This window comes from Lactobacillus hominis DSM 23910 = CRBIP 24.179, from assembly GCF_000296835.1.
In the GTDB taxonomy this organism is placed as follows: Bacteria; Bacillota; Bacilli; order Lactobacillales; family Lactobacillaceae; genus Lactobacillus; species Lactobacillus hominis.
Genome location: NZ_CAKE01000034.1, coordinates 41,027 through 61,006, shown reverse-complemented (window position 1 = coordinate 61,006; position 19,980 = coordinate 41,027). Strand labels below are relative to the sequence as shown.

The window sequence follows — 19,980 nt, the reverse complement described above, 5'->3', positions numbered from 1 at the left end:
CGAACATTGCTAGTAATTTGTGGAGGAATTGTATTAGGACTAGCTGGTTTACAGTTAGGACATATCTTGTTTACATCAGAATTCAGAATGGGACATACCGTCATCGGCGATATAGTCCTATTTTTATTGATTTTGCATGTAGCTCACGACCGGTAGGAGGTGTTTCGCTTGCATTTAGATTTAATTATTGGTGCAGCAAGTACTTTGCTTGGCGTACTGATAACAGCTTATAACGCATACTACAAAAACAAGCGAGATACTTTCCAAGATATTATCCAAGAACTTAAGAGTGAACGTGATGATTACAAGAATCAGGTTAAGCATCTTCAAGAAGAGAATGAAGTTTTACGAAAGGAACTGTTGAAAAATGAAAAACATTAACACACGCGTCATGGATTACGTGGTTTTATTCCAAGATCACAAAATCGAAATTGACCAAGTACCAGAAGACATTAAAAATGATGTTGTTGAAATCGCAAGCTATTTGCAACATGGTGATGTCAAGAAAGATGGTGTAAGCCATGAACAAAATGGACTTAACGATTAATACTATTTGGGCTTTCGTTATTGTCTTAATGACAGCTACGGGGGCTTTTTATTTACATTCAAAAACAAAGATCGAAAAGCTAAGAATCAAACATCCTAAAATGGCTGACGTTTTTGATTTTGTTGGAACGCTAGCTTTAAGAGCATCTAACTATCAGGCATCTCTTGATGATAAAGATGGTTCTAAAAAACTCAATGACGCCACGGCTGAAGTTTATAAGCAGATCCAAGTTTTGTATCCTCAATTGACCATTGATGAAGCAACTGTAAGAAACTTTGTGCAACACGCTTATGATGAAGTAGTCAAGGATTCAACTGTAAATGCTGATAAGCCAGTAGAAAAAATTGAAGTTCCTAAAGTTACTGATCCTGTTATGGCTCAAAAACCAGAACCTAAAGAACAAGAAGTTAAGCCATCCACTTCTACACCTTCGCCAATTTCTAAGTCCGAGAGTGAGGACGTCTTAGATGACCTACACTTATAATCAATATATTTTTGATTCTTTTAGAAAGGAGCGTAAAAATGGCAAGACAATTCGGAGCGGACGTATCAAGCAACAATCCACCAAACGTAAATAATTACGCCAGATTCGGTTCTAAGTTTGTCATAGTTAAATTGACCGAAGGCACCACTTATCGCAATCCTAGTGCTAAACAACAGATTGCTAGCGCTATAGCCAGCGGACAAACGCCACATGGATATTTCTTTGCCGTATTTTCTGACAACAGCTATTTAGCGCAACTTAATGCTGAACTTGCTATTTATCAAGCTAAGGCTTTAGGATTGCCGGCTGGATCTATTCTAGCTACCGACTGGGAAGTAGGAGACGGCAATGAAGTGAATGGACCTGTTTCCGCTAATACGCAAGCTATTTTAGTATCTATGCGTATGATCCAAAAGGCTGGATATAAGCCAATGCTTTACTCAGGAGCTTATAATCTGAAAAATCGGGTAAATACGTCTTTAATCTTAAAAGAGTTTCCTGATTCGCTGTGGGTAGCAGCTTATCCATTAGGCAATGGCATAGCTGTATCGCAACCTGATTTCAGCTGTTTTCCATCAATGGACGGAGTAGCCATTTGGCAGTTTACTAATAATTGGTGCAACCAAGGTGTAGATGGGAATATTGCTTTAATGGACTTTTCTAAAGTTAAGAACGAGGAGGTAGATGACGAATTGAATTGGCATCCACAAGTTAAGTATAATGAACTAGGACAGTTTAAAATTAATCGTCCTAATGGTGCAGATTTATATGAAGATGCATCCCTTAAAAAAGTAGTAGGACATCGTCCTAATGGTGCTACATTTAAGATTAACCGCGCTAAAGACGGTGCGGTATGCGCTGGTACTAATCAATGGTTCTCTCAAGCTGATGGATTGACTAAGATTAATCCGTTGGCTGTTAATCCATATGGCAAGGGCATTGCTCAAATAACTGCAGATAATGCATGGACGCAAAACAATGCTAAACCTGACGCTGGTATCAAGCACCTTGAAAAAGGATCTACTTGGCACGTACTAGGTAGATCAGGCAAGTACTTGCTAATTGGCAACGAACAATCAGGTAAATTTGTAGATGGCGATAAGGCGACCATTGTTTTATAGAGTATGTTAAAAGACCCACTCTGGAGATTAATTTCTCTGGGATGGGTCTTTTTTTGTGATCTAATCTTTGTGATATAATTGTGTGTAAGATGACTTATGAAGGATAAAGCTGAGTTCCCAATGGGGAGTAAGGCAATTGCCGAGAATCTCATGCTCCTGGGGTCTATCTCACAACGATAAATTAAATACTAGTTTAGCGTTATGGTAAAAATTAACACCTATCTTAAGTCTTGGATCACTCCAAGGCTTTTTTGTACAAAAAAAGAGACAGTCATTGCAGTGGCTATCTCTATTGAATACAAGATGTTCTAATAAAAAACAAAATAAGAACAAGTTCATTATATCATATCAGCAAGTGAAAAAGAGATAATCACCATTCCAATTGATTACCTCTCACAAAATCCATGAACAATTGTAGCATAATAAAAAGAATAGTGACAAACACCTTGCTTAAAAATTTCAATCTTGCATATCTTTCAAACTAGTTGTATAAACTATAAAAAGCTATATAAAGCTTTAAAAGTGATTTATAAATTGAAAATGTGGCACACATTTGGCACACATGCTTTATGGTTGAATTGCTACAAATATTGATATAACAGTAATTTTGCAGATCTAAATTACCTCTATTCAGGTTCCCAGAGCGCAACCGCATTCTTGCGGGATTGAGCGAAAATGTAATTGTTACGGAAGCTAAGAAAAAATCGGGTTCATTGATTACTGCAAATTTAGCTTTAGAAGCAAATAGAAATATTTTTGCAGTACCAGGTCCTCTAACCAGTCCTTTGTCAGAGGGACCGAATTATTTGATTGCAGCGGGTGCGATGCCGATTGTAAATAGTGAATTTGAAAATTTGCTTTAGTTGACAAGAAATCGTTTTCTGGTAATTTAGACTTGTAATAAAAATGTACAAGGAAGGGGCAGTTTGATGCCTGCTACTAAGAAAAAGAAAAATTTAGTAATTGTGGAGTCTCCACATAAAGCTAAGACAATTGAAAAATATCTAGGTCGAAACTATCATGTTATTGCTTCAAAAGGACATATCCGTGACTTGCCAAAATCACAAATGGGTGTCGATGTAGAGCATAATTATGAACCTAAATATATTTCTATTCGTGGTAAAGGAGCCACGATCAAAGAACTTAAAAGCGAAGCTAAAAAAGCTAAGTATGTTTACCTTGCATCCGACCCGGATCGTGAGGGAGAAGCCATTGCTTGGCATGTAGCCCATGCCTTAAATTTAGATCCTAAAGAAAACAACCGCGTTGCTTTTAACGAAATCACAAAAGATGCAGTTAAAAATGCATTCAAGAATCCAAGAACTATTGATATGGACATTGTAGATGCTCAACAAGCTCGTCGTGTTCTAGATAGATTAGTTGGTTATTCTTTATCGCCAATTCTTTGGGCTAAAGTTAAAAAAGGATTGTCTGCTGGTCGTGTTCAATCAGTGGCTTTGAAGTTAGTTATTGACCGCGAAAAAGAAATTAAAAACTTTAAGCCACAAGAATATTGGACTATTGATGCTGATTTTACGAAGAATCGTAAGAAGTTCACAAGTTCATTTTATGGCTTAAATGGCAAGAAGACTGAATTGCCAAATAATGATGCAGTTAAAGAAGTTTTAGCAAAAATTGATAAAAAGAAAACTTTTACTGTTGAAAAAGTAGTTAAAAAAGATCGTCGTAGACAACCAGCTGCACCATTTACTACTTCAACAATGCAACAAGAAGCAAATAAACGCTTAGGCTATCGTACTAGACGAACTATGCGTATTGCGCAATCTCTATACGAAGGGGTAAATTTGGGTAAAGGTTCAGTTGGTTTAATTACCTACATGCGTACTGATTCAAAGAGAATTGCAAATGTTGCTAAGCATGAAGCATCAAAATTCATCCACGAAGAATATGGTGGAAATTACGCTGCTGTTAAGCCGCAACATTTTAAAAATGATGCCGATGCTCAAGATGCCCACGAAGCAATTCGTCCAACTTCAGCCTTTAGAACTCCAGAATCAATTAAGCAATATCTAACTCCAGAAGAATATAAGCTTTATTCGCTTATCTGGGCTCGTTTTATTGCTAGTCAAATGACCCCAGCCGTTTTTGATACTGTTCGCGCAGATATTGTTCAAAATGGCGTAACATTCAGAACAACAGGTTCAAAAATGAAGTTTGCTGGTTTTACTAAAGTTTATGACAATGAAAAAGAAAAAAATAAAGAATTGCCTGATTTAAATGAAGGCGATGAAGTCAGATTAAGTAAAACTGATGATCGTCAACACTTTACTCAACCACCAGCTAGATATACTGAAGCTAGCTTAGTTCATGCTTTGGAAGAAAATGGTGTAGGTCGTCCTTCAACTTATGCTCCGACAATTGATACTATTCAAAGACGATACTATGTAAAACTTGAAGGTCGTTCGATTGTACCAACTGAATTAGGAGAAATTGTAGACAGCTTAATTGAAGAATTTTTCCCAGATATTGTTAACGTTGACTTTACTGCTCAACTAGAAGACGATTTAGATAATGTTGAAGTAGGTAAGAAGAACTGGGTTAAGGTAGTTGATGAATACTTCAAGCCATTTTCTAAGGAATTAGAGAAAGCAGATAGCCAAATTGAAAAGGTTCAAATTAAAGATGAACCAGCTGGTTTTAATTGTGATATTTGTGGCGCACCAATGGTTATTAAGATGGGCCGTTATGGAAAATTCTATGCTTGCTCACGTTTTCCTGATTGTCGCAATACCAAGCCAATTGTTAAGAAAGTCGGTGTAACTTGTCCTAAGTGTGGCAAAGGCGAAGTTATCGAAAAGAAATCAAAGCGTAACCGTAAATTCTATGGCTGTTCTCGTTATCCTGAATGTGATTTTGTTTCATGGGATCAACCAATTGGTCGTAATTGTCCAAACGATGGTCACTATTTAGTTCAAAAGAAGACTAAGAAAGGCTTGGTAATCTTATGTCCAAATGGCGATTATCGTGAAGAACCTGAAGAAAATTAATTAAGAAATTTAAAAATCCAATAATATCATCAAATTGAAAGCGATTTGATGATATTATTTTTATATAAATAAAAAAAAATGGAAGGAAACTTATATGCCTAAAAAAGTAACTATTATAGGTGCCGGATTAGCTGGAAGCGAAGCAGCTTGGCAGGTAGCTAAACAAGGCGTCGACGTTGATCTATATGAAATGCGTCCGCAAAAATTAACTCCTGCTCACGAAACAGCCAATTTTGCTGAGTTGGTATGTACTAATTCAATGCGCTCTAATCAATTATCAAATGCAGTAGGCTTGTTAAAAGAAGAAATGCGTCAGCTGGATTCTTTGATCATGAAGACAGCTGATGAAACTGCTGTTCCAGCTGGTGGAGCATTGGCTGTCGATCGCGATAAGTTTAGTCAAAAAGTGACGCAGACGCTTAAACAAATGCCTAATATCACAATTCATGAAGAAGAGATTACTCAGATTCCTAAAGATGGCATTACTATTATTGCAACTGGTCCACTAACTTCTGACGATTTAGCAGCTCAAATTCAAGATTTTTGCGGCACTGATTCACTTCATTTCTTTGATGCAGCTGCCCCGATTGTTGATGCGAATTCAATTGATATGAATATTGTTTATAAAAAATCACGTTATGATAGGGGCGAAGCCGCATATCTAAATTGCCCAATGACTAAAGAGGAATTTTATAACTTCCAAAAAGAATTAGTTAACGCTGAAACTGCACAATTACATGGTTTTGAAGATAAAAATGTCTTTGAAGGCTGCATGCCGATTGAAGTTATGGCTAAGCGTGGCGAAAAAACAATGCTCTTTGGTCCTTTAAAACCAGTTGGTTTAGAAGATCCTAAAACTGGTAAAACTCCTTATGCTGTGGTGCAGCTTCGCCAAGATAATGCTTCAGCTTCAATGTACAATATCGTAGGTTTTCAAACTCACTTAAAATACGGTGAACAAAAACGTGTCTTTTCAATGATTCCGGGACTTGAAGGTGCTAAATTTGTTCGTTACGGTAAGATGCACCGCAACACTTATATTGCTAGTCCGGAAGTCTTAAATGCTTCTTATGAAGCACGTAAACAACCTGGTTTATTTTTTGCAGGTCAAATAACTGGTGTTGAAGGATATGTAGAAAGTGCAGGTTCAGGATTAGTTGCAGGGATCAATGCAGCTAGATTAGCCAAGGATGAAGATACGATTGCTTTCCCTAAATCAACTGCATTAGGTTCAATGGCAAACTATATTACGACAACTTCAGCTAAACATTTTCAACCAATGAATGCTTCATACGCACTTTTGCCAAAATTAGACCACAAAGTACGCAATAAGCAGGAAAGACACTTAGAAATTTCTAAAAAAGCATTAGCTGATTTAAATGAGTTTAAAAGTGAATTGGAAGCTTAAGACAAATGTCTAGTAATCAAGACGATTTTATTAATTTATTCGATGATTATTTAAAAAACGAACGAGGCTATAGTAAAAATACAGTTACTGCTTATTTAAAAGACTTAGCTGAATTCGAAGCTTTTTTACAAGAAAATGGTGGTTTTTCTGGTTGGGATAAAGTCCAAACAAGAGATGCTGAGATTTTCTTACAAAATTTAGCTAGTCAATCGCTTGCACGAACTACTCAATCTCGTAAGATGTCGAGTTTGCGATCTTTTTATAATTTTTTGATAAAAAGAAAATTGATTACGCAGGATCCAATGCAAACTGTAAGTCTAAGATTAGGACAAAAGCGCTTGCCACAATTTTTCTATGAAAAACAAGTTAAGCAGGTTCTTGATCAATTACGTCAAAATTCAGACGATCTTTCAAAGAGAAATTTGGCTTTATTTGAACTTTTTTATGCGACAGGAATGCGGTTAAGTGAAATCAGTAATTTAATTTTGGATCAAATAGATTTTGATTTAAAGCTCATTCTGGTTCACGGAAAAGGAAATAAAGATCGTTATGTTCCCTTCAGCGATTCTACAGATAAAGCTTTGAAAGCTTATCTTGATCAAAGTAGGAAAGATCTATTAAAGACAAATTCAGATAATAATTACGTATTTTTAAATGATCAAGGGAAGAAATTAACAAGTCGCGGAATTGAATATGTAATGCAAAAGGTCTTTAATAAAGCTGGGATTCCGGGAAAAGTGCATCCCCACATGTTAAGACATACATTTGCAACTCAAATGCTTAATAATGGCGCTGATTTAAGAAGTGTCCAAGAATTATTAGGACATGAATCATTATCGACAACTCAAATTTATACTCATGTTACGATGAAACACTTACAAACGGATTATCAAAAATTCTTTCCTAGAAATAATAAAGAAAACGAGGCCAAATAATATGACTACTATTTGTTCAGTTAGATATAATGGAAAAACTGCTATCGCAGGTGATGGACAAGTTACTTTAGGCGAAAAAGTAATTGCTAAAGCTACTGCTAAAAAGATTCGTCGCATTTACCACAATAAAGTTGTAATTGGATTTGCTGGCGGAGTAGCTGACGCAGTTAGTTTACAAGAAATGCTTGAAGGAAAACTAGAAGCTTATTCTGGTGATCTTAGAAGAGCAGCTGTAGAAATGGCTCAAAGCTGGCGAAAAGACCCTGCTTTAGCAAAATTACAAGCCATGGTTATCGCATTTAACGATAAAGATCTTTTATTGATTTCTGGTAATGGTGAAGTATTAGAGCCTGACGAAGATGTAGTAGCTATTGGTTCGGGCGGAAACTTTGCTCAAGCTGCAGCACTAGCCATGACGCGTCATAGTCAAGGCATGGATGCAGGCGAGATTGCTACTGAAGCAGTTAAAATTGCTTCTGGAATTGATATTTTTACTGATGACCATATTACGAGTGATGAAATCTAGGTGAATTATATGTCTGAAGAAAAAACTCCTAAACAAATCGTTGAACTTTTAAATAAATACATTATTGGACAAGATGAAGCTAAAAAATCCGTCGCAATTGCGCTTTATAATCGTTACCGTCGCTTGCAATTGCCAAAACAAGTTCAACAAGATATTACTCCTAAAAACATCTTGATGGCCGGTCCTACCGGTGTGGGTAAAACTGAAATTGCTCGTCGTTTAGCTAAAATCGTCGATGCTCCCTTTGTTAAAGTAGAAGCTACTAAGTTTACTGAAGTAGGTTATGTTGGACGCGACGTTGAATCTATGGTGCGTGACTTAGTTGAAGAAGCAGTCCGTATGGAAGAAAAAGAGCAATTTGATCGAGTAAAAATTACAGCTACTAAAAATGCTAATAATCGTTTAGTCAAATTATTAGTTCCTGGCATTAAACGTGATAATCGCGAAAATTCTATGCAACAAATGATGCAAATACTCTCAGGTAACTTTAATATGGATCAAAATCAAGATAATGAAGAAGTTACAGATGACATTCGCAATCAACGCTTAAGCGTAGCTGAACAATTAGATAAGGGCCTGCTTGAAAATCGTGAAGTAACAATTGAAGTTGAACAAGCTCCTAAAGTTAACCCTATGGGCGATATGATGGGACAAATGGGCATGGATATGTCTAGCCTTATGGGCGATTTGATTCCGAAGAAAAAAATTAAACGCACACTTCCTGTATCTGATGCACGTGAAGTCTTAATTCAAGAAGAATCCAAAAAGTTAGTAAATTATGATTCTTTATACCAACGTGCAATTGAAAGAACTCAGCAAAACGGAATTATATTTATTGACGAAATCGATAAAATTACTGCTGGCAACAAACGTACTTCTGGCGAAGTTTCTCGCGAAGGCGTTCAAAGAGATATTTTGCCAATTGTCGAAGGATCAACTGTTTCTACAAAATATGGTCCAGTTTCGACTGATCACATTTTATTCATCGCTGCTGGTGCTTTTGCTGAAAGTAAACCTAGCGATTTGATTCCTGAACTTCAAGGACGTTTTCCAATCCGTGTTGAATTAAACGCGCTTACTCAAGAAGACTTTGTCAAAATTTTGAAAGATCCAGCCAATTCGCTCTTAAAGCAATACATTGCTCTTTTGAAAGCAGACGGTATTAAGTTAATCTTTACTCAAGAAGCTATCGATCGTATTGCAGAAATTGCCTATGATGTTAACCAAGGAACAGATAATATTGGTGCAAGACGCTTAGCAACTATTTTAGAAAAACTTTTGGAAGATGTTTTATATGAAGGCCCAGAAATGAACATGGGCGAAATTACTATCACGCAAAAGTATGTTGATCAAAAGTTGAGTGATATAATTACCAATAAGGACTTAACTAAGTTCATTCTATAAATTTATATAAAAAGAAGTTTTTATCATGGATTATCAAATTAAGAATAGTTTTTTAACTGCAACTATTTCCGACCATGGTGCGGAAATTCAAAGCGTTAAAGATAACAATAGCAATCGTGAGTACATGTGGCAGGCTGATCCTAAGATTTGGGGTCGTCATGCTCCTGTATTGTTTCCAATTGTTGGTCGTTTAAAAGATGATCAATATCGTTATAAAGGCCAAACTTACCATATGGGTCAACACGGCTTTGCCCGTAATATGGACTTTTCAGTAGAAGAAAAAGACGATAATCATATTACTTTTTTATTGATCTCAAACGAAGAAACCAAAAAGTCATATCCTTTCGACTTTGAATTAAGAGTTACCTATACTTTATTAAATAATCTCTTAGAAGAAAGATTTGATGTAACCAATACTGGTGATGAAGAAATGATCTTTGGTATTGGTGGACACCCTGGTTTTAATTTACCAACTGATCATGGTTTAACTAAGTCGGATTACTACTTCAAATTTGAGCCATCCGTTGATCATATTCGAATTCCCTTAAAAGCACCACTTATTGATTGGGCAAATAGATCATTAGTTGCTACAGACTCACTATTTGAAATTAGCGATTTGCTATTTAAAGATGATGCTTGGGTCTTTCAATTAAAGGGACGTAATAAAGTCTCTATTCGAACTGAAAAATCTAATTATCACATTAATGTTAAAATGGATAATGCTCCATTTGTCGGATTATGGTCACAATATCCTCAAACTGCTGATTACATTTGTATTGAACCATGGTGGGGAATTGCCGATACAGTAGATGCAAGTGGTAATTTGGAAGATAAAAAAGGTATGAATAAATTAGCTCCAAATAATACCTGGGAAAATGGCTTTTCAATTGCCTTTCATGATGAAAAAGAATAAATCAAAAAGACTGGATGCCAGTCTTTTTTGCTTATAGAAAGAACTTTTTGAGATGATTATTGGATATTTAAACAATTTAGGAAATAAAGAATTATCTAGAGCAGCAGCAATTTATAGGCAAAAATCCACTGATCAAAATCTTGAAACTAAGGCATTATCGTATTCAGATATTATTGATCAACTGCAGGATGGAAAAATAGATTTAGCGTTAGTCAATGACCGACAAGATAATTTAAATACTTTAAATACTTATCAAATTGCAGATGCAAGCGTAATAGCGATAATTCAAAAAGGCACCTTTGATAAACATGCCCAAATTGTCGAGTTAGCTGACTTAAGAGCTAATAGCTGCATTATTACATGCTCTATTCAAGAAGAAAAAGCAGAATACTATTATTATCGTGATGTCTTAAAAATTCCTAATCAACTAATTGCCGATGATTCATTAAATGAGACAATTTTGATGACGCAAGCAGGATCAGGTTTCTTTTTGATGAATGAATATACAGCGCCATTAATCAAAAATGATGATTTACAAAAGCTTTTTTTATTTAATCAAGGCAAGCAACTAAAAGAAAAGTATCTTTTATTGAGTAAAGCTAGAAATAGTAATACTGATTCATTTGCCCAAATTTTAAAGCAGCAGTTTAAATAATTGGTATTAGGCGATCTTGGAGTTCGTATTATTTTATTTCTGCTTCAATAAAACCTAAAATACAGGTGTAAAGCATTGAAGGAGGAATTAAAAATGACAGAAATTCCAGAAATAAAGTTAAATGATGGAAATCAACTACCAGTAGTTGGTCTAGATATTTCTCAAATCAGCGATCGTGAAAAGGCAAGACAAACTGCAGAGATGGCTATTAAAAACGGTTATCGGATGATTGATGCAGGTGCAAATGATGATAATCAAATTGCTTTAGGCGAAGCTATTAAGGAAACTGGCGTTGACCGTAAGCAAATGTTTATTATTACTAAAGTTAACGTTTCAAAGATGACCTTTGAAAAAGCAAATAAAGCCATTGAGTTTACTTTAAAAGAGCTGGATACTGATTACATTGATTTGGTTGTTTTAGCTCATCCTTATGGTGATATTTTTGGCGCTTGGAATGCTTTATCTTATGAAAAACGCCAAGGTAAAATTAGATCGATTGGGTTAGCTAACTTTTATCCTGATCAATACGTGAACTTGGAATTAGCCCATGAAGATAAACCAGCAATTAATGAAATTGAAATTAACCCATGGTTCCAGCAAACTAATGATGTCGCTTTCTTCAAGGGTAGGGACGTAGCAGTAGCTGCCCAAGCCCCATTTGCTCAAGATAAGGACAATTTATTAGAAAATAAAGAATTAAAGCATATTGCTGAAAAGTACCACAAGACAGTAAGTCAAGTAATTTTACGCTGGTTAACTCAAAGAAATATTATTGTTACACCACAATCTGCTCATGAAAAAGAGCAAAAAGAGTACTTGGATATTTTTGACTTCGAATTAACTGAAGATGAAATGATCAAAATTAAGGGCTTAGATAAAGGCGAAAGTCAATTCTTTGACCGTAGAGATCCTGCTGTTATTGAGGACATTTTTGGTGAAAGTTTAAAGCAATTAAGAAATCAGTAATGGATAACTAAATATATTAAAAAAGAGCTCTATTGAGCTCTTTTACTTTTATAAACGTATTTACCACGAATTTTTCTTACTTTCTTCTTAGCATTGCTAATTTTCTTTTGCGTTAATTCGTTTTTCCAATGCCTTAAAGCAAACCAGATAGCGATTTTGTTATACCAGCTATAATTATGCTTCATAAAATTATAAGCAGTATTAAAATGCTTTAATGAGTCCTCAGAGATAAATTGATTTCTAGTCCAATGCCAATCTTGCGGACGTTTAGGATAAATTCTAATCTTTAAAACTTTGGCCACAGTTAAGCGCGCTTGATTATGAACATAAACAGATGTTGCCACATTGATATAGCTACCGATTAAACTATTTTTCCAATATTTATTTTTATTTTTATCACGCTCCCAATAAAGAGCATGACGTAGAATTTTACTGATACAATACCACTGTCTTTGTCCATTGGGTAATTCTACTAGAATCCAGATAAAATAAGCATTTTGGGCTTTGTTTTTCATAACTTGCTGCCTTTATAAAATTATTCTCCATTGCAAACAAATGTTTGTATGATATATAATATTAACAGAAAAAGTCAGTAACGCAAAAGTTACCGACTTCTTGATTAGCTACTTTTTCAATTGGTGGTGAGCTTTTTTATACCAGTACCACAAACCAAAAGGAATGATATTTTCTTTATGATGCATCAGCCTTTTGATATTATCCTTGTGGCGAATAAATAAAAGAAGCATCATTATGCCTGAAATTATTGTTAAAAAGATATCGTGAAATGAAAAAGAAACAATAAAAATTATTACAATCGATATTAAGCTGGATAAGCTTACATAAGACGTAATAAATAAAATTGGTAAAAAGACGATGGCACATATTCCAAAGAACTTAAGATTATAGCCTAGAAAGACGCCAGCACTAGTTGCGACGGCTTTTCCGCCTTTAAATTTAAGAAATATGGAAAAAGTATGGCCTAAAATAGCACAAATTCCAGCTACTAAAAGTAAATACTTAGGTCCTGGTAAATGAAAAATCAAAGGCAAGTCAGTAGCTAAAGCGCCTTTTAAGACATCGATAACTAATACAATCGTCCCAGCAACTGGTCCGAAAACACGAAATGAATTGGTTGTTCCAATGTTTCCTGAACCATATTTTCTAATATCTTTATGAAAAAATAATTTTCCCATCAACATACCTGTAGGAAATGAACCAATTAAGTATGCTAAAATAAACGTTAGACAATAAAACAATATAGACATATTTTTCAACCCCATTTAGATCTAACCTTAATTTTAACAAAAGATCAGTTACATGTGGGGCTGATTTTAATTGTCTTCAAAAATGGAGGAATTTATTTGGCTAAAACAAATAAAAATACTAATTCTTATGACGATTCATCCATTCAAATCCTGCATGGACTTGAAGCAGTACGTAAACGTCCAGGAATGTATATCGGTTCAACTGACAAACATGGCCTAAATCAACTTGTCTATGAAATAGTCGATAACTCAGTTGACGAAGCTATGGCAGGATATGGTAAAGAGATTAACGTAACTATTCATAAAGATAATTCAGTTACTGTGCAAGACTTTGGTAGAGGTATGCCGACAGGGATGCATGCTTCAGGCAAGCCGACGATTGAAGTTATCTTAACTGTTTTGCATGCCGGAGGTAAATTTACTGAGAAAAACTATCAAACTTCTGGTGGTTTGCACGGTGTTGGTTCTTCAGTAGTTAACGCTTTATCTGAATATTTAAAAGTTAGAGTTGTTCGTGGTGGCGAAGCTTATGAAGAAGAATTTCATAATGGTGGACATCCCATTGGAACTTTAAAGCACCTAGGTAAAACTAAAGATAAGACTGGTACGACGATTACTTTTAAGCCAGATAGCACTATCTTTTCTACAACAAATTACAATTATGAAACCATTCAGGAAAGAATTCGCGAATCAGCTTTCTTGTTAAAGGGTGTTAAGTTCACATTAACTGATGAAAGACAGCCTGAACATCATGACGAATTTTTGTATGAAGATGGGATTAAGTCCTTTGTTTCATATTTAAATGAAGATAAAGACACAATGGGAAATATTTTCTATTTCTCTGGCAAGCAAGACGGAATCGAAGTTGAATTTGCGGGTCAATATAATGATGGCTATTCTGAAAACTTTGTTTCTTTCGTAAATAACGTTCGTACCGCTGATGGTGGTAGCCACGAAGTCGGAGCACGAAGCGGTTTTACTAAAGCTTTTAATGATTATGCTAAAAAGCAAGGTCTTTTGAAAAACAAAGATAAAGGTTTAGAAGGTTCAGATTATCGTGAAGGATTGAGTGCTGTATTATCTGTAAAGATTCCTGAAGAGCTTTTGGAATTTGAAGGACAGACCAAGGGAAAACTGGGTACTCCACAAGCTCGAAGCGTGGTCGACAGCATTGTTTATGAGCAATTATCTTACTACTTAATGGAAAACGGTGAGTTTGCCCAAAATTTAGTTCAAAAAGCGCAAAAAGCACGCGATGCACGTGAAGCTGCTAAAAAAGCTCGTGATGAAAGTAGAACTGGTAAAAAACGTAAAAAGAAAGAAATTCTTTCAGGTAAATTGACACCAGCTCAATCACGTAACCCACAAAAAAATGAATTATTCTTAGTCGAAGGTGATTCTGCCGGCGGTTCTGCTAAGCAAGGGCGAGATCGTAAGTTTCAAGCTATTTTGCCATTACGTGGTAAAGTATTAAATACACAAAAAGCTAAATTGCAAGATATCTTTAAAAACGAAGAGATTAATACAATGATTCATACAATCGGTGCTGGAGTTGGATCTGACTTTCAAATTAAAGATGCTAATTACGATAAGATTATAATTATGACAGATGCCGATACCGATGGTGCTCACATTCAAATCTTGTTATTAACATTCTTTTATCGTTACATGCGCCCAATGGTTGAAGCAGGCAAAGTTTATATTGCCTTACCGCCACTTTATAAATTGCAAAAAGGCAGCGGCAATAAAGCTAAGATCCAATATGCATGGACTGATGAAGAATTAGCGGTTGATTCCAAAGAGATGGGCAAAGGATTTGCCTTACAGCGTTTCAAAGGATTAGGTGAAATGAATGCTGATCAATTATGGGAAACAACTATGAACCCTGAGACGCGGACTTTGATCAGAGTAAAGATCGACGACGCTCAATTAGCCGAACGTAGAGTTACCACTTTAATGGGAGATAAAGTAGCCCCGAGAAGAAAATGGATTGACGAAAATGTTAAATTCAGAATGGGTGAGGATGGCTCTATTTTGGAAACTAGTAGAAATTAAGGAAGGTAACAAATCTTAGATGGTTGAATCAAAAGAACGAATCAAGGAACTCCCTCTTGAAGATGTGATGGGGGAAAGATTCGGACGTTATTCTAAATATATTATTCAGGAAAGAGCTTTACCTGATATTAGGGATGGGCTCAAGCCTGTACAAAGACGTATTCTTTATGCCATGTATAAAGATAATAATACGTATGATAAGCCTTATAAAAAGGCGGCTAAAGCCGTTGGTAACGTTATGGGTAACTTCCACCCACATGGCGACAGCTCAATCTACGGCGCTTTAGTTCACCTTTCTCAAGACTGGAAAATGCGTGAACCTTTAATCGAAATGCATGGAAATAACGGCTCAATGGATGGCGATGGTCCAGCTGCCATGCGTTATACTGAATCTCGTTTGAGCAAAATTTCTAATTTGCTACTGCAAGATATCGATAAAGATACGGTTCATATGATCCTAAACTTTGATGATACGGAATATGAACCAACTGTTTTACCTGCCCATTTTCCTAACTTATTAGTCAATGGTTCGACAGGAATTTCGGCAGGTTATGCAACAGAAATCCCACCGCATAATCTAGCTGAAGTAATTGATGCTGCTGTTTATTTATTAAAGCATCCTGATAGCTCTACTGATGATTTAATGCAATTTGTAAAAGGGCCGGATTTTCCCACTGGCGCAATTGTTTTAGGTAGTAAAGGTATTAAAGAAGCGTACGAAACTGGTCGTGGCCGAATTCAGGTTAGATCAAAAACTGCAATTCAAGACATTAAAGGACATCGTCAGCAAATCGTTGTCACTGAAGTTCCTTTTGGCGTCAACAAGGCTATGATGGTCAAAAAAATCGATGAAATCCGTTTAAATAAAGAAATTGACGGGATTTCAGAAGTTCGTGATGAAACTGACCGTCACGGATTGTCGATTGTTATTGAACTTAAAAAAGGCGCAGATAGTGAAAATATTTTAAACTATCTATTTAAAAATACTGACTTGCAAGTTTCTTATAACTTCAATATGGTTGCCATTGACCATATGGCACCAGTACAAGTTGGCTTAAAGCAAATTTTAAGTTCGTACTTAGAGCATAAAAAAGACGTTGTTACAAAACGTACAGAATTTGATCTGAATAAAGCTAAAGGACGCTTGGAAATTGTTGAAGGGCTAATCCATGCTTTAGACATTTTAGATCAGGTAATTAAGACTATTAGATCATCTAAAGATAAAAAAGATGCTAAAAATAATCTTGTTAAAAAGTATGGCTTTACGGTTAACCAAGCTGAAGCTATTGTTTCACTGCAACTATATAGATTGACTAATACTGACGTAAATCAATTAAAAGCTGAACAAGAAGACTTACAAACTAGAATTAAGACCTATCAAGAAATTTTAAATGATAATTCTGTTTTAGAAAAAGTTGTCACTAAAGAGTTGAAGCAAGTCAAAAAAGATTTTGGTTCTCCAAGAAGAACGCAAATTACTGCAAAGGCTGAAAAGATCGAAATTAATGAAAAAGCATTAATGGCAGATGAAGATGTCAGAGTTTTAGTAAGTCGAGACGGCTATTTAAAACGTTCTTCCATTCGTTCATTCCAATCAACTAACGATGAAGATAATGGTTTACCAGATGGCGATAAAGTCATTTTTGAAAAGACAATGTCTACTTTGAGCAACCTTTATATCTTTACCAATAAAGGCAATATGATTTTTAGACCTGTTCATGAACTTATCGAAACCAAATGGAAAGAAACAGGTCAACACTTGTCCCAAGAAATTGGTTTAGCGCAGGATGAAGAAATTATCCGGGTCTTTGAAGTAGATGATCTTAAGCAAAATGATAACTTCTTATTAGCAACTAACGATGGCTATATTAAACAAGTAGCTTTAGCGGACTTGCAACCAACTAGGACTTACAAATCTCGTGCGATTACCAGTATGAAACTTAAGAGTAAAGACAGTAAAGTTGTTCGTGTAGATAAAGTCCCTGCAGACAGCAATTTTGAAATAACTTTGATTACTAACCATGCTTACGCCATTAGATTTGATGTTTCTGAAGTACCTGTTTCTGGAGCAAAAGCTGCTGGCGTAAAATCAGTAAATCTAAAAGACGACGATTATGTTGTAAATTATGTCTTAGTTGATGCAAAATATGCTGATGAACTCAATGTAGGACTTATCACACAACGTGGAGCATTCAAGCAATTTGAATTAAAACTAGTAAATAAAGTAACTCGAGCAAAGCGTGGCGTCTTAGTTCTTCGTGAACTTAAGACAAAACCGCACCGCATCCAAGCATTAGTTGAATATGGTCAAAACCATGAATTGTTACTAACAACTTCTAGTGCACGTCATATTACTATTAAGACAAATGAATTTCCATTGGGAGACAGATATTCTAATGGCTCATTCGTCTTAGATCCAACCACTGATGGGGTACCGGTTGATTTAACTTTAGGCAAACCTTTATCGGCAGGTAGAGAAGACGTTAGTGATTTATTTGAGTAAAGAAATAAAAGATAGGATAAAAGTTCCTATCTTTTTTCAATTATTTTTTACTTTATCAATAAAAAGATTTTGATTATACGACAACAGGTGTTATTATATTACTTGGATAGATGACTAATTATAACTCGGAAAAATATAGTTAGAATAAAGTATGTATAAAAAAGGAAGGATGTAAAATGAAGTCTAATGCGGACGCAGTTTTGTCAGCAAAATCGCTTCACTATTTTCTTCAGTTAATCGATAGTATGAGCTATACGCAAGCAGCTCAAATACTTGGTATTACTCAACCTGCTTTAACGCAACAAATTAAGAAATTAGAAAAAGCTGTCGGTTCACCATTATTTGGTCAAGTTGGTAAGAGATTATACTTGACTGATGCCGGTATCGAGATGGAAGAAACTGCTCATAAATTATTAAATACTGTTCAAGGTGCCATTGATACGATTCAGCAATATAGCGAGTCTGATATTGGACAGATTTCTATTGGGGCATTGAATACTTTTGATTCAAGTATTTTAGAGGAATTTTTAGTAGCCTTTAATAGAAAATACCCAGAAATCAAATTAAGCTTTACTTTCTATGATCGCAAAGAATTATGGAACAAGATGGATCATAATGAATTAGATTTTGCCATAATTTATGTTCCAGATCGTAATGCTAATCCGGCAGCCATGAAGCAATATTGGACAGAAAAAATTTATGATGATTCTTTAATTGTTTTAAGTCCAAAACAAAGGAGAAAATTAGAAGATATTGTTGATGAAAAATGGGTTTCTTATCCTAAGGGATCATATTTACCTCAGACACTTACTAGATTTTATTCTGGCAAATTACCTGAAAAAGGATTAAACATTTCAGCACGTTTTTCTGAAACGCATCAAATGGTTAACTTTGCGCAAGCAAATAAATGCAATACCTTTGTAACTAAAAGTTTTTATGAATTAAATAAGAAAAATATCAAGTTGCATACTGTTAACGCAATTCCTGCAGTTGAATTTCAGAGTTGCTTCCTTTACCGTAAAAACAAGGCTGATATTCCAAGACTCAGCAATTTCTTGAATGAATGGAAACAGTTTTTAAAAGCAAAAGATTATAGTTCTAGACTAGACGAGTACTCTTCGTTAATTTAAAATAGAAAATAGAATATTTTAAATCAAAGGAGCTCAATATAAATGGCAAAAGAATTTGTCTTTGGACATCAAAATCCAGATACTGATGCAATTGGCACTGCTATTGCATATTCATACTTTCAAAATCAAAGAGGTTACGATACTGAAGCAGTAGCTTTGGGCGAGCCAAATGATGAAACTCAATACGCCTTAGATAAGTTTGGTTTTAAAGCACCTCGAGTAATCAAGACTGCAGCAAATGAAGTTGATGCAGTTATGCTTGTTGACCACAACGAACCTCAACAAAGTGTTTCTGACATTGATAAAGTTAAAGTTACTCACGTGGTAGATCACCATAGAATCATGAACTTTAACACTGCTGATCCTTTATACTACCGTGCAGAACCAGTAGGATGCACCAGTACTATTATGTGGGAAATGTTCCAAGAAGAAGGTATGGAAATTCCTAAGAATTTAGCTGGATTAATGCTTTCAGCAATTATTTCCGATACCTTACTTTTGAAATCACCAACTACTACTGACAAGGACCATAAGGCAGTTGAAGCTTTAGCTAAAATTGCTGGCGTCGATTACAACGAATATGGTTTAGCTTTGCTTAAAGCAGGTACTAATATTGCTTCTAAATCAGAAGAAGAATTAATTGACTTAGATGCTAAGAGTTTTGAATTAAATGGTCATAATGTAAGAATTGCCCAAGTTAACACTGTTGACTTACCAGAAGCAATGGAGCGTAAAGATGCATTTGTTAAGGCTATGGAAGAATCAAGCAAAGCAAATGGATATGACATGTTCATGCTCGTAATCACTAATGTTTTAGATTCAGATTCAGAAGCTATTGTTGTCGGAACTGATGAAACCAAGGCTGTATTTGAAAAAGCTTTTGATAAGAAACTTGAAGATTCTAGCGTTGCTTTGCCAGGTGTTGTATCAAGAAAGAAGCAAGTTGTTCCACCATTAACCAAAGCATTTGAAAATTAAGCTAAAATAATTTATTTTAGAAAGTGATTAGTTACCAAACTGATCACTTTTTTCATGTATAAAAGTGTATGTTATAAGGAGT

Annotated in this window: 18 protein-coding genes and 1 pseudogene; 17 read left to right on the top strand and 2 right to left on the bottom strand. The window is 35.3% G+C overall.

Going from position 1 to position 19,980, the window contains the following annotated elements:
• Positions 1 to 159: 159 nt before the first annotated feature.
• The 13 genes and pseudogenes from BN55_RS09015 (at position 160) to BN55_RS08955 (ending at position 11,967) form a co-directional block, all read left to right on the top strand.
• Positions 160 to 381, top strand: a complete 222-nt coding sequence (locus BN55_RS09015; protein ID WP_008471721.1) for a hypothetical protein — start codon at positions 160 to 162, stop codon at positions 379 to 381.
• Complete coding sequence (locus BN55_RS09010) at positions 368 to 547, top strand: hypothetical protein (RefSeq protein ID WP_008471817.1); 180 nt, start codon at positions 368 to 370, stop codon at positions 545 to 547. The genes BN55_RS09015 and BN55_RS09010 overlap by 14 nt, the downstream gene beginning before the upstream one ends.
• Entirely contained in the window at positions 522 to 1,031 is a 510-nt protein-coding gene (locus BN55_RS09880; protein WP_008471816.1) for a hypothetical protein, read from the top strand. The genes BN55_RS09010 and BN55_RS09880 overlap by 26 nt, the downstream gene beginning before the upstream one ends.
• Before the next feature lie 38 nt (positions 1,032 to 1,069).
• A complete protein-coding gene (locus BN55_RS09000; protein WP_008471815.1) occupies positions 1,070 to 2,152 on the top strand; it encodes a GH25 family lysozyme in 1,083 nt (360 codons plus the stop codon).
• 629 nt (positions 2,153 to 2,781) lie between these two features.
• Positions 2,782 to 3,015: pseudogene (locus tag BN55_RS08995) on the top strand (DNA-processing protein DprA); the annotation flags it as partial.
• 66 nt (positions 3,016 to 3,081) lie between these two features.
• Positions 3,082 to 5,160 carry a type I DNA topoisomerase gene (gene topA / locus BN55_RS08990; protein WP_008471813.1) on the top strand — a complete coding sequence of 693 codons (2,079 nt, stop codon included), beginning with the start codon at positions 3,082 to 3,084 and terminating at the stop codon, positions 5,158 to 5,160.
• 64 nt (positions 5,161 to 5,224) lie between these two features.
• Positions 5,225 to 6,568: a methylenetetrahydrofolate--tRNA-(uracil(54)-C(5))-methyltransferase (FADH(2)-oxidizing) TrmFO gene (trmFO, locus tag BN55_RS08985; RefSeq protein WP_337464699.1), complete on the top strand. Its 1,344-nt coding sequence runs from the start codon at positions 5,225 to 5,227 to the stop codon at positions 6,566 to 6,568.
• Between the two features lie 5 nt (positions 6,569 to 6,573).
• A complete protein-coding gene (gene xerC, locus BN55_RS08980; protein WP_008471811.1) occupies positions 6,574 to 7,503 on the top strand; it encodes a tyrosine recombinase XerC in 930 nt (309 codons plus the stop codon).
• Between the two features lies 1 nt (position 7,504).
• Entirely contained in the window at positions 7,505 to 8,029 is a 525-nt protein-coding gene (gene hslV / locus BN55_RS08975) for an ATP-dependent protease subunit HslV (RefSeq protein WP_008471809.1), read from the top strand.
• 9 nt (positions 8,030 to 8,038) lie between these two features.
• Positions 8,039 to 9,433, top strand: coding sequence for an ATP-dependent protease ATPase subunit HslU (gene hslU, locus BN55_RS08970; protein ID WP_008471807.1), 1,395 nt, complete (start codon positions 8,039 to 8,041; stop codon positions 9,431 to 9,433).
• 25 nt (positions 9,434 to 9,458) lie between these two features.
• On the top strand, positions 9,459 to 10,346 hold the full coding sequence (locus BN55_RS08965; protein WP_008471806.1) for an aldose 1-epimerase family protein: 888 nt from the start codon (positions 9,459 to 9,461) through the stop codon (positions 10,344 to 10,346).
• 52 nt (positions 10,347 to 10,398) lie between these two features.
• On the top strand, positions 10,399 to 11,001 hold the full coding sequence (locus BN55_RS08960; protein WP_008471805.1) for a LysR substrate-binding domain-containing protein: 603 nt from the start codon (positions 10,399 to 10,401) through the stop codon (positions 10,999 to 11,001).
• Positions 11,002 to 11,094: 93 nt separating this feature from the next.
• Positions 11,095 to 11,967: an aldo/keto reductase gene (locus BN55_RS08955; protein ID WP_008471804.1), complete on the top strand. Its 873-nt coding sequence runs from the start codon at positions 11,095 to 11,097 to the stop codon at positions 11,965 to 11,967.
• A 29-nt stretch (positions 11,968 to 11,996) separates the two neighbouring features.
• Here the strand turns inward: BN55_RS08955 and BN55_RS08950 are convergent, their stop codons facing one another.
• Together BN55_RS08950 and plsY are read right to left on the bottom strand one after the other, a co-directional pair.
• A complete protein-coding gene (locus tag BN55_RS08950; RefSeq protein ID WP_008471803.1) occupies positions 11,997 to 12,482 on the bottom strand; it encodes a DUF7679 family protein in 486 nt (161 codons plus the stop codon).
• Positions 12,483 to 12,590: 108 nt separating this feature from the next.
• Positions 12,591 to 13,232 (bottom strand): glycerol-3-phosphate 1-O-acyltransferase PlsY, encoded by a 642-nt coding sequence (gene plsY / locus BN55_RS08945; RefSeq protein ID WP_008471801.1) that lies wholly within the window; start codon positions 13,230 to 13,232, stop codon positions 12,591 to 12,593.
• Between the two features lie 96 nt (positions 13,233 to 13,328).
• Between plsY and parE the strand changes: the two genes are divergently transcribed.
• The 4 genes from parE (at position 13,329) to BN55_RS08925 (ending at position 19,898) form a co-directional block, all read left to right on the top strand.
• Complete coding sequence (parE, locus tag BN55_RS08940; protein WP_008471799.1) at positions 13,329 to 15,287, top strand: DNA topoisomerase IV subunit B; 1,959 nt, start codon at positions 13,329 to 13,331, stop codon at positions 15,285 to 15,287.
• A gap of 19 nt (positions 15,288 to 15,306) precedes the next feature.
• Complete coding sequence (parC, locus tag BN55_RS08935) at positions 15,307 to 17,790, top strand: DNA topoisomerase IV subunit A (protein ID WP_008471798.1); 2,484 nt, start codon at positions 15,307 to 15,309, stop codon at positions 17,788 to 17,790.
• Between the two features lie 176 nt (positions 17,791 to 17,966).
• A complete protein-coding gene (locus BN55_RS08930) occupies positions 17,967 to 18,920 on the top strand; it encodes a LysR family transcriptional regulator (RefSeq protein ID WP_008471797.1) in 954 nt (317 codons plus the stop codon).
• 42 nt (positions 18,921 to 18,962) lie between these two features.
• Positions 18,963 to 19,898, top strand: a complete 936-nt coding sequence (locus BN55_RS08925; protein ID WP_008471796.1) for a manganese-dependent inorganic pyrophosphatase — start codon at positions 18,963 to 18,965, stop codon at positions 19,896 to 19,898.
• Positions 19,899 to 19,980: the final 82 nt, after the last annotated feature.